Raw genomic sequence first — 10,399 nt, 5'->3', positions numbered from 1 at the left:
TCCCCGGCCTACGGCCCGCTGTCGCGAATGCCCTTCAGGGCGGGGAGTATGTCAACAAGTTGCGGCGGCGGCAGGGGTACGATTAGTTTAGCGCTCCCTCGCCGATCCCTGAGCCAGGAAAAGTAAGCCATGCCTGCCCCGATGATTCTCCTCAACCATGTCAGCAAGGTCTATGCCAACGGCACGGTGGCCTTGCAGGATATGAGCCTAGCCATTCCAGAGGGGCAGTTTGTCAGCTTGGTGGGGCCCTCTGGCTGTGGGAAAAGCACAGTGCTCCGGCTAATTGCCGGCCTAGGGCAGTTGACCAGTGGCTCTATTGAGTGGGGGGGCCACTGCCAGCAAAACCTCCCCAGCCGCCCGGTGGAACCCAAGTTGGCTTTTGTCTTCCAGGAGCCAGCCCTCCTGCCCTGGGCCACGGTGATGGAGAATGTGCGCTTGCCGCTGAAGTTGGCGGGCGAGCCTAGGGAGAAAGCGGAGCCCAAGGTATTGCAGGCGCTGCGCCAGGTGGGCTTGCAAGGGTTTGAGCGCAGTTTTCCCCGCGAGCTCTCAGGGGGGATGCGCATGCGCGTTTCCATTGCCCGCGCCCTCGTCACCCAGCCCCAGGTGCTGCTCATGGACGAGCCGTTTGGAGCTTTAGACGAGATCACCCGCAGCAAATTAAACAGTGAGCTGCTAGAGCTGTGGCAGGAGCAGCGGTGGACGGTAATCTTTGTTACCCACAACATTTACGAGGCCGTCTACCTCTCCAACCGTGTCGTGGTCATGGCGGCCCGTCCGGGGCGAGTAGTGGCGGATATCCCCATCGATGCCCCCTACCCTCGGTCAGAAGACTTTCGCACCTCGCCCCTTTACAACGACTACTGTCGGGAGGTGGCAGCCCGTTTGCGCGAAGCTATGGGTAGCACGACTCAGGAGCCTTACCTGCCTCCTCTCTCGGTTGAACGGTTGCGCTGACAGGATGCCTGCTTTTTTCTATGGTGGATCTCCTTGCCTTCCTTTTCCAGTTCCTGGATCGCCGGCTGGGATCCCTGCCTGTCCTGCCGGAGCACTGGTCTTGGCATGGGTCGACTGGGGCTCTGGGCGGTGGGGTGAACGAGAGACTCAGGCCCGGCCCCCGCAGTGAGGCTGAGGTAGCTGGCTCTGGCCGGCCGACTTCTCCCCAGCGGTTGGATCTAGGTAGGTGGCTCAATCCGGATGTGATTGCCCCTGGGATCGTCGGCCTCCTTTTTCTGGGGCTTTGGGAGGTGGCGGTGCGGCTGACAGGGGTTCCCCCTTACCTGTTGCCGGGGCCGGTTTTGGTGGCCAGAACCCTGGTGAAGGAGTGGGGATCCCTTTTTCCTTCGCTGCTGGTTACCTTGCAGGTTACCGTGGTGGCTTTCCTCTTGGCTGCCATCTCTGGGCTGTTGCTGGCCGTTTTGTTTAGCCAGAGCAAATGGATTGAGCGCAGCCTTTTCCCCTATGCGGTGGTTTTGCAGACAACGCCCATCATTTCCATCGCGCCACTCATTATCATCTGGCTGCGCAACAACACCTTTGCGGCCATGGTGGTCTGCGCCTGGATTGTTGCCTTCTTCCCCATTCTCTCCAACACTACTCTGGGGTTAAACAGCGTCGATCACAACCTGCTCAACCTGTTTCAACTGTACAAGGCCAATCGCTGGCAAACTCTGATCTACCTGCGCCTGCCCAGCGCCCTGCCCTATTTCCTCGGGGGCTTGCGCATCAGCGGTGGCCTTTCTCTCATTGGAGCGGTGGTGGCCGAGTTTGTTGCAGGTAGCGGCGGGGAGCGGGCCGGGATCGCCTACCAGATTTTGATCTCCAGCTTCAACTTACAGGTGCCCCGCATGTTTGCGGCTCTGGTGCTGCTGACTGGCCTGGGGATCCTAATCTTTGTGGCCTTGAGCGCCCTGTCCGACAAAATCCTGGGCCACTGGCATGAAAGTGTTGTGCGCCGCGAAAACTAGGGGGGCTGCCTGGTGGCCAACTTGCCAGCGCCAGCAAGCTCCCAACCTAGGGTGTGGACCTATCTCGAAAAGCTCAGGAAAACAAGATAGGATGCCAGGAACCAGATTCGAACTGGTGACACGAGGATTTTCAGTCCTCTGCTCTACCAACTGAGCTATCCCGGCTTTCCGTAGCCCCTATTTTAGGGTGCTCAGGAGGTCTTTGGCAACAGGTAGCGCCCTAGTTTAGCCAAGGAGCTTTTCCAGGGCCTCCAGCTGCGGAATACAGAGAATGTTGCGGCTGCGATCCCGGCGGATCAACTCCTTTCGTTCTAGCTTGGAGAGAACGCGGGTAACGGTCTCCCTAGCTAAGCCGCTTAAGCTACTCAGCTCCCGATGGGGTAAGTTGGGGATTTCCACACCGCTGCGGCTGACCCAGCCCCGAGATTCGGCCAAGAAGAGGAGAATATCGGCCACGCGGGCAACACTGCTGGCCTCGCGCAACTGCAGCCGCCGGTTAAGCTGCCGCAGACGGCGGGACATGAGCTGGGCAAGGCGAATGCCAGCCTGGGCATTGGCAGCCAAGAAAGCTAGAAAATGCTGGGCCGACAGAGAACAAACCTTGGTCGGTGTTAAGGCAACCACATCGCTGGAACGAGGCGCCTCATCCAAAGCGGCCATCTCTCCAAAGATCTCGCCTGGGCCGAGAATGGTGAGGGTAATCTCCCGCCCCTCCATGTCGTGAGTGCGAATCTTGACCCAACCCTCTAGGATGAAATAGACGGTACTGCCCCAGTCGTTTTGCAACACGATGGCCTGGTTGACGGCATGGGAGCGCAGCGCCATCTGACGGGCTAGCGGCTCGAGCACCTTGGGGGAAAAGCCTTCAAACAACGGCATCAAGTGCAAATCCTTAGCCGTTACCTCGCTCACTGGTGATCTCCTGCAGTTGCGCTTGCCAATCTTGACTGGTGTCCAACACCGTCAAGTAAGACCGTTCCCCCTCGGAAAAATCCTGCCACTGCGCCTGCTGCTGGGCAAGGAGATCGGCAGTGGCATCGGCAATGTCGGCTAGGTTTCCTCCCTCGACTGTACCTGCGGCCATACGCCGTTGCAGACGCTCACGGAGGACAGCTTCAGGGGCGTAACAGTGGAGGATGCGCAAGGGAATCCCGCACTTTTGGGCCTGTTCAATGGCCATGCCCCGCAGCGCTTGCCGGTCAAACTTGGCGTCCAGAATTACGCTATAACCCTCTCGGGCCAACTCCACCCCCAATTGCACCAGGCGGCGGTAGGTCTTCTCGGTCATCTCTGGCGTATACACCTCCGGCCCCCCCCGCTGCCGCAGAGGGATCCCGGCCAAGTGCTTGCGCACGGCATCGGAGCGGATGTGAATGGCTCCCCGCTGCCGGGCTAGGTACCGGGCCACTGTACTTTTGCCCGCTCCCGAGAGGCCAGCCATCAAAAACAACTGTCCCTGTTTGGGAAGCGTGTATTCCCAGGCCAGTCGGTAGTAGCGGGCAGCAGTGTGGAAGGCATTGGCTTTGTCAGCTTCCGCAGCGGCAGGATCGTCCAGCAGAAAAGAGGTAACCTTGGCCCGCACATAGGCCTGGCGATTGAGGTAAATGGGCAAGATCTTCAGTCCTTCCCAGTCACCCGTTTCTTCCAGATAGGTGTTTAAGTAGGCGTTGCCCAGATCAGAACGGTGGCGGGCGTCCAAGTCCATCACTGCATAGGATACGTCGTACATCGTATCCACAAAGCGGAAAGCCTCGTTGAACTCGATGCAATCAAACAGCAAGATCTGGCCTTCCCACCAACAGAGGTTGCCAAGATGCAGATCCCCGTGGCCTTCGCGGATGCGGTCTTGGGCCATCCTCTGGTAAAACAGCTCCTGCCGCTCGGCAAAAAAGCGCTCCGTGTAGGCTTGGGTCTCCTGATACTGCTCAGCCGTCTGGGGACCGCCCACGTAGCGCTGGGTTTGGGCGTAATTTTCGTCGAAGGCCTCCCGTACCCGCTCTGGCCGGCCAAAGCTGCGGATGTAGTCGTTAGTCTCAGCCCGGGCGTGAAAGGCTGCCACCACCCGCCCCAGCTCCTCCATCAAGGCTGGCGTCAGCTCCCCCCGCTCGAGAAGGTTGCTGAAGAGTTGCTCTTGGGGAAACTGCCGCATTTTAAGGGCGTACTCCACCGGCTCGCCACTGCTGCCAAGCTGAAACCGGCCTTGGGTTTGCCCAATGGGCAACACCTGGAGGTAAAGCCCCGGCGCCCCGCGCTGGTTTAGGCGCAGCTCTTCTTGGCAAAAGTGGCGCCGCCGCTCCAGCGTGGTGAAGTTTAGAAAGCCAAAGTCCACGGGCTTCTTCACTTTGTAGGCGTAGTCGCCCGTCAGGAGAACATAGGAGATGTGGGTTTGGAGAAGCTGGATCGGCTCCCGCACCGGATGGGGGTAAAACCCCGGCTCCAACATTGCTTGAATGAGGGGCGGCAGGTGGGCACTGGCCATAGAAAACTGGGGATAAGGGATCCCTATTTTCGCTTAGCCTCCAAAGGGCAAAGCAGCCTCTGGGGGTGAAAGGCGAATAATGCTGATCCCTTGCTTAACCAGAGTCTCTTGAGCGGCAGCAGAAAGGGCGTAGGGCCAGACCAAGTATTTGGTGTTGATGTAGTCTTGTCCTCGCTTGGCCAGGCTCACCTGTTCCGAAAGCATGCGCACTTCTGGCCCGCGGGTGATGATGGCTTCGGTGCGGCGGATGCGTTGCATCAGTTGGCTAAACAGCTCTTGGGGCTGCTGCACGAACACCACAATTGCCAGGTCGCAGGGATTGTAGTAGGTGCCAATGCCGCAAAGCAGAAGAGCCTCGCTGGCAAGGACAAGCGTCTCCTCGTCTCCTAGGGCCACCACCGGGTAGAGAAAGGTGCGCACGTCTTCCGGCTGCCAGTGGTTAAAAGAACGGCTATCCACTTCTCCGCGCACCCACGAGGAAATTGGTGGGAAAACCGCTTCGCTCAGCAGCCGATAGACCGTCTGCGGCCGCCCCAGCCAGCAGAGGGCGTTCTCATAGAAGCTCTCGTTCTCCAGCAGGTGAGGGGTAAGTGGGTCAGCCATAGGCGGAGCTGGGCAGGGCCTCCCTTAGCCAGCCTAATCGGGAATGGTTAAGGCAATTTTGCCGAGAACGGATCCCTGCTCCAGCAAGCGGTGGGCAGCAGCCGCTTCGGCCAAAGGAAAGGTGTGGCTGAGACGGATACGCAGTTGGCCTTGGTCGATGAGGCGAGCGCACTGCCTGAGAATCTCTGCCTGATGTTGCTGGGCAGCAACAAGATTCTTCAGCATCGGCGTGAGCATCAGCTCAAAGCCTACCCGCAGGTTGCGGTCACGGGCCACCCGCCAATCGGTCTCCGGAGCAGGCGCCAGCAGCGTGACGAGATCGCCGTACACACGCACAGCCGGAAAGGTCTGCTCCAGTACTGGGCCGCCCAGGGTATCTAGCGCCAGATCCACTCCTTCCCCAGCCGTCCAGTCTAAGACAGCCCGCACAAAGTCAGTCTGGCGGTAGAAGATGGGCAGGTTGGCTCCCAGAGAACGGACGAACTCGGCCTTTTCTGGCGTGCTCACCGTAGTGGCCACTTCGCAGGCCCGCAGACGGGCTAGTTGAATGGCCACATGACCTACCCCTCCCGCGCCGGCGTGGATAAGCACCTTTTGGCCAGCCTGCAGCCGCCCTCGCTCGTAGAGGGCCTCCCAGGCAGTGATCAACACTAGGGGAGCCGCAGCAGCTTCGGCAAAGCTAAGGGTTCTGGGCTTGGGAGCCACAAAGCGCTCATCCACCACGATCAGCTCAGCATAGTTCCCCGGTTGCTTGCCCAGGCCGCCATAGCAGAAGTAGACCTCGTCGCCAACCCGAAACTGCCGCACCCCGGATCCCACCGCTTCCACAACGCCAGCCCCGTCACACCCCAAGATGGCCGGCATCTCTTCTGGGTAGAAGGTACCTCGCCGCCGCAGCTTAGTGTCGATGGGGTTGACGCCAGCAGCCTTGAGACGAACAAGCAGCTCTCGCTCGCCGCGGATCTGGGGATCGGGCACTTCCTGGAGTTGCAAGACCTCCGGCCCGCCGGGCACGTTCATGACAACAGCTTTCATGTTTTCGCTGCCTTTGGCTTGAGTCCACCAACTGCTCCCCTTCTGCCCCCAGCGAGGGAGGCTGTGAGGGACATGCAAAGGGCGACCTTCGCGCTTGGGTTCAACGATGCCGTGCCTTCCTGGAAAGTTAGGACAAGGCTTCGGGCCGCGCCCCACGGCCGCTCTTTCCCTTCCCGGGAGATCCTTAGCGCGCTACCACGATGGTAACGTACCCCCACCAAAGCAAGGGATCCGGGAAGATTCCTGCCCTCTCTATGAGGCTAGATATCGGTTTCACTGAGTTTGGCACTCAGGTAGTCGAAGGGCTCGGCTACAAAGCTGTAGTCCTCGTCGGTGCCAAGCAGCTCTAGGGTGCGCCGCTTCATGTTTTGGATCCCAATGACGGTTGGAGCAATCGGCACACCAAGGGAGTTGTAGGTCTCTCGCAGACCGGCCAAAACGCGCTCGTCCAAAATGCTGTTGTCGCCAGCCACCAGGGCGTAGGAGGCATAGCGCAGGAAGTAGTCCATATCCCGCAGGCAGGTGGCATAGCGGCGGGTAGTGTAGGCGTTGCCCCCTGGGCGGATCAGCTCCGGCACCTCGGCGAACAGGGCTGCCGCCGCCGTCTTGACAATGTCCACCGAGTTGAGGTTGATGACCTGCACAGCTTTGATGCGCCGCAACCCCGAATCGTAAAAGGCCCTAAGAGCGTCCATGGCATCCCGATCCAGGTAGCGGCCTGTCAGGTCGTAGGTTTTGATCAGGGTGGTTATGGCATCGCGCATATCCCCAACTCCGTTTTTGTGGCGTCTTAAAAGGCTAGGTTGAAAAATAGAACTCTTCAACTGCTCCCGGCAAGCAAGCTGCACCCACTGAGGCGTTTTCCGCCCTTGGTTGGCTCTCACGCAGTCTACCACACCGGAGGTTTTTCCCCGACAGGGAAATCAGGAATCCGGCAACAGCACCCGCAGCGGCTTGAGCAATCTGCCCTGGCGTTGTCCCAACCCCAGAAACTCTCCCTGCTGGCTTTTCACCCGCAGGGTCTCGGCAGTGGCCTGGGCGGGATCCAGAGGAATGGCCTGACCTTGCTGCCAGCGTCGGCTGTCTGAGGGTGACAGAGAGACTGACTCCCAGCTGGCAAAGCCCCACTCAATGGGCAGCAGGGCAGCAGCAGGGTTGGCAGATCCCTGCCACACCTCTAGCGGCCAACTCTCTTCAAGGCGAAAAGGGCCACTTTGCAGCCGCCGTAGCTGGCTCATCAAACCGCCACAGCCAAGCTTTTCCCCCACATCGCGGGCAAGGGCACGGATGTAGGTGCCGGGGCCACAGGCAATCTCCAGATCCACTTCCGGGAACTCGCCGGGACGCCAGTCCAGGATCTGCAGGTGCCGAATCACCACCCGCCGCGGCTCTAGCCCTAGCTCTGAGGCCTTTGCCCCCGCCCGCGCCAGCTCATAAAGCTTTTTCCCCTGCCGTTTGATGGCGCTGTAAAGAGGCGGCACCTGCCAGATCTCGCCGACAAACTCCCGCAGACATTCCTCCACCTGCTCGCGACTTAGCTCTGGACAAGGGGATCCCACCTCCACCTGCCCCTCGGCATCGTCAGTGTCGCTGCGCTGCCCAAAGCGAAAGGTTGCCCGGTAGACCTTGTCTCCTGGCAAAAACGCCAAAAAGCGCGTCGCCCGCCCCACGGCGATGGGCAAAACTCCCGTTGCCGCCGGATCCAGGGTGCCCCCATGTCCCACCTGGCGGGTGCGCAAGGTTCGCCGCACTGCTGCCACGCAGTCGTGGGAGGTGAGCCCTGCCGGCTTATCCAGATTGAGAAAGCCCTCCAGGGATCCCATAGTTAAGGTTTGTAACTAGGTTGCCGCAGCGCTTAACATGGGGTTGACTTCTGTTGTCAAGTTTGAAGCGCCCATGGCTCAATCCAACAAGTTATCTCAGCCTATCTGGCAACGCCTGCTGATGATTGCCCCGTTTTTCCTTTGGGGTTCGGCAATGGTGGCGATGCGAGATGCCCTCTCTGAGACCACTCCGCTCTTCATTGCCATTCTGAGGCTGTTGCCGGCCGGGATCCTGGTTTTGGCCTTCCGGATCTGGCAGGGGCGGGCCTCCGGAGCGTCTCAGCCCTGGCATCCCCAGGGACTGCAGGGCTGGCTGTGGGTCTTGGCCTTTGCCCTGGTGGACGCCACCTGTTTTCAGGGATTTTTGGCCCAAGGGCTGCAGGAAACCGGCGCCGGCTTGGGATCTGTGCTAATTGACTCGCAGCCCCTGGTGGTAGCCCTGCTGGCCACCTGGTTTTACGGGGAGCGGCTGGGGGTGCTGGGCTGGCTGAGCTTGGGGCTAGGAGTTTTCGGCATCGGCCTTATTGGCCTTGGAGGGGGGGGATCCCTGCAGCTAGGAGCTGGCGTTGGCTGGATGTTGCTGGCTTCGCTGTCAATGGCCATCGGCACCGTGATGATGCCCAAGGTGGCAGAGGTGGCGGATCCCGTGTTGGCGACCGGCTGGCACATGGTGCTGGGTAGCCTGCCCTTGATCCTGCTTTCGGCGCTGACAGAAAGCGAGCAGTGGCAGCACCTGAGCGGCATCCATTGGCTGGATCTACTTTATGCCTCGGTGATGGGAAGCGCTGTGGCCTATGCCCTCTTCTTCTACTTCGCCTCCCAGGAAAATCTCACCGAGTTCAGCTCCCTAACCTTTCTCACCCCCGTGTTTGCCCTTTTCTTCGGCAGCACCCTCCTGGGCGAGACCCTCACCCCGCAGCAGTGGGTGGGCGTAGGCATTACTCTGCTCTGCGTGTACGTGATCAACCACCGGCAAAAATGGCAGGAGCGCTTGCCTCTGGTTTGGAAAGGGATCCTGGCCGAGCTGGGCCTTGCCCCTAGCCCTGTCGAAGTTCGCGAGGGGCAGTCTAAGTGAGGGATCCCTCAAGGCTCAGAAACCCCATTGCATCTCGCACCTTTTGGAGGGTTTGCTCGGCCACGGCACGGGCCTTGGCAGCATTTTCCCGCATTAGCTCGTGGAGGTAGCCAGGGTCACTCCAGAGCTCCTGGTAGCGCTTTTGAATGGGCTCTAGAGTGGCGATAATGCTGTCGGCAAGCAGGGGTTTGAACTGCCCCCATCCCATCTCGGCACATTCAGCCGCTACCTCCTCCTTGCTCTTGCCGGAGGTGAGCATGTAGATTGTCAGCAAATTGTGGGCCTCTGGGCGGGCCGGGTCGTCAAAGGTAATGCCTCGGATGGAGTCGGTCTTGGCTTTTTGAATCTTTTTGCGAATGGCATCCGGACTGTCCAACAGGTGGATGCGGCTGAACTCGGAGGGATCCGACTTGGACATCTTGCGGGTGCCATCGGTCAAGCTCATGATCCGCGCCCCTTGCGGACGAATTAATGCCTCAGGGATGACAAAGGTCTGTCCAAAGCGGTCATTAAAGCGGCGGGCAATGTCCCGACATAGCTCGATATGCTGCCGCTGATCCTCTCCCACGGGCACGTACTTGGGCTGGTAGAGGAGAATGTCCGCCGCCTGCAGAATGGGGTAGCTAAACAGGCCAACACTTGTCTCCTCTCCCTGTTTTTCTTTCTTTTCCTTGTACTGGATCATGCGCTCTGCCCAGTTCATGGGAGTGATAGTGGCAAACAGCCAGGCCAGCTCCGTATGGGCAGGCACATGGGACTGCACAAACAGCACACAATACTCCAGCTTGAGGCCACAGGCCAAATAAAGAGCAAACAGGGAACGGGTGCGCTCCCTCAACAGCTTGGGATCCTGGGGCACAGTGACCGCGTGCTGATCCACAATGCAAAAGAAGTTCTCGTAGTGCTCCTGGTCGGCCACCCAGTTTTTAATCGCCCCTAGGTAATTGCCCAGGTGCAGCTCACCAGAGGGCTGAATGCCGGAAAAGGTGCGCGGCTTGGCCATAGCACTCTCAAACAAGACCGCAGACAAAAGCCAAGAAAGTCTTTTTCAGAATACCAAGAGAGTTGCAGCCCTTCCTGACACTCATATGTCAGACCCCCAACCCGAACCGCTCCGCGCTGCCAATCACTACGTGCTGCTGATCCCGGGCCTGCCAGAGCAATTTCTCAGCTCTGAGGAATTGCAGGAGTTCCTCGTGCGGCTGCTTCAAGAACATCCCCATCTGGTGGATGCGGATCTGGCCCGCTACCCCACTCCCCAAGCCCAGGCGCAACGGCTCATCGACACTACTTGTGAACTGGAAGTCTCCCCTGGTGAAACCGTACAGTGGCACCCGGTGCGCCTAAGCAAGCGCCGCTCGGCCTCTTCTGGGCAAAGCTCAACCTAGGGGTTTTGTGGGCGTGGTACAACGCAAAGAAG

11 protein-coding genes and 1 tRNA gene are annotated in these 10,399 nt (G+C 59.6%); 4 read left to right on the top strand and 8 right to left on the bottom strand.

Annotated features, from left to right (window positions below):
* The first annotated feature begins 129 nt into the window (after nucleotides 1–129).
* Nucleotides 130–954: an ABC transporter ATP-binding protein gene (locus NW860_RS10290; RefSeq protein ID WP_414514022.1), complete on the top strand. Its 825-nt coding sequence runs from the start codon at nucleotides 130–132 to the stop codon at nucleotides 952–954.
* Nucleotides 955–974: 20 nt separating this feature from the next.
* On the top strand, nucleotides 975–1,964 hold the full coding sequence (locus NW860_RS10285; protein ID WP_414514020.1) for an ABC transporter permease: 990 nt from the start codon (nucleotides 975–977) through the stop codon (nucleotides 1,962–1,964).
* 92 nt (nucleotides 1,965–2,056) lie between these two features.
* Here the strand turns inward: NW860_RS10285 and NW860_RS10280 are convergent.
* The 7 genes from NW860_RS10280 to truB all read right to left on the bottom strand — a co-directional run bounded on the left by NW860_RS10280 (nucleotide 2,057) and on the right by truB (nucleotide 7,904).
* Nucleotides 2,057–2,129: transfer RNA gene (locus tag NW860_RS10280), tRNA-Phe, on the bottom strand.
* A gap of 60 nt (nucleotides 2,130–2,189) precedes the next feature.
* Nucleotides 2,190–2,843, bottom strand: coding sequence for a Crp/Fnr family transcriptional regulator (locus NW860_RS10275; protein WP_414514018.1), 654 nt, complete (start codon nucleotides 2,841–2,843; stop codon nucleotides 2,190–2,192).
* A gap of 13 nt (nucleotides 2,844–2,856) precedes the next feature.
* A complete protein-coding gene (locus NW860_RS10270; protein ID WP_414514016.1) occupies nucleotides 2,857–4,443 on the bottom strand; it encodes an AAA family ATPase in 1,587 nt (528 codons plus the stop codon).
* Between the two features lie 33 nt (nucleotides 4,444–4,476).
* Nucleotides 4,477–5,046, bottom strand: a complete 570-nt coding sequence (locus NW860_RS10265) for a hypothetical protein (protein WP_414396817.1) — start codon at nucleotides 5,044–5,046, stop codon at nucleotides 4,477–4,479.
* A gap of 33 nt (nucleotides 5,047–5,079) precedes the next feature.
* Nucleotides 5,080–6,081, bottom strand: coding sequence for a zinc-dependent alcohol dehydrogenase family protein (locus NW860_RS10260; RefSeq protein WP_414396815.1), 1,002 nt, complete (start codon nucleotides 6,079–6,081; stop codon nucleotides 5,080–5,082).
* 260 nt (nucleotides 6,082–6,341) lie between these two features.
* Entirely contained in the window at nucleotides 6,342–6,845 is a 504-nt protein-coding gene (gene apcB, locus NW860_RS10255) for an allophycocyanin subunit beta (RefSeq protein WP_414396814.1), read from the bottom strand.
* Nucleotides 6,846–7,004: 159 nt separating this feature from the next.
* On the bottom strand, nucleotides 7,005–7,904 hold the full coding sequence (gene truB / locus NW860_RS10250; protein WP_414514013.1) for a tRNA pseudouridine(55) synthase TruB: 900 nt from the start codon (nucleotides 7,902–7,904) through the stop codon (nucleotides 7,005–7,007).
* 73 nt (nucleotides 7,905–7,977) lie between these two features.
* On the opposite strand from truB, the gene NW860_RS10245 reads away from it, so the two are divergent.
* The gene (locus NW860_RS10245; RefSeq protein ID WP_414514011.1) at nucleotides 7,978–8,979 is read left to right on the top strand and encodes a DMT family transporter; all 1,002 of its coding nucleotides are present in this window, start codon (nucleotides 7,978–7,980) and stop codon (nucleotides 8,977–8,979) included.
* On the opposite strand, the gene trpS is transcribed toward NW860_RS10245, so the two are convergent.
* Nucleotides 8,972–9,982, bottom strand: coding sequence for a tryptophan--tRNA ligase (gene trpS / locus NW860_RS10240; RefSeq protein WP_414410073.1), 1,011 nt, complete (start codon nucleotides 9,980–9,982; stop codon nucleotides 8,972–8,974). The two genes, NW860_RS10245 and trpS, sit on opposite strands and share 8 nt — an antisense overlap.
* An 85-nt stretch (nucleotides 9,983–10,067) precedes the next feature.
* On the opposite strand from trpS, the gene NW860_RS10235 reads away from it, so the two are divergent.
* On the top strand, nucleotides 10,068–10,367 hold the full coding sequence (locus tag NW860_RS10235) for a chlororespiratory reduction protein 7 (RefSeq protein WP_414410066.1): 300 nt from the start codon (nucleotides 10,068–10,070) through the stop codon (nucleotides 10,365–10,367).
* Nucleotides 10,368–10,399: the final 32 nt, after the last annotated feature.

This window comes from Synechococcus sp. F70.1 (assembly GCF_047502745.1).
Taxonomy (GTDB): domain Bacteria; phylum Cyanobacteriota; class Cyanobacteriia; order Thermostichales; family Thermostichaceae; genus Thermostichus.
This window is presented reverse-complemented; position numbering and strand designations above follow the sequence as displayed.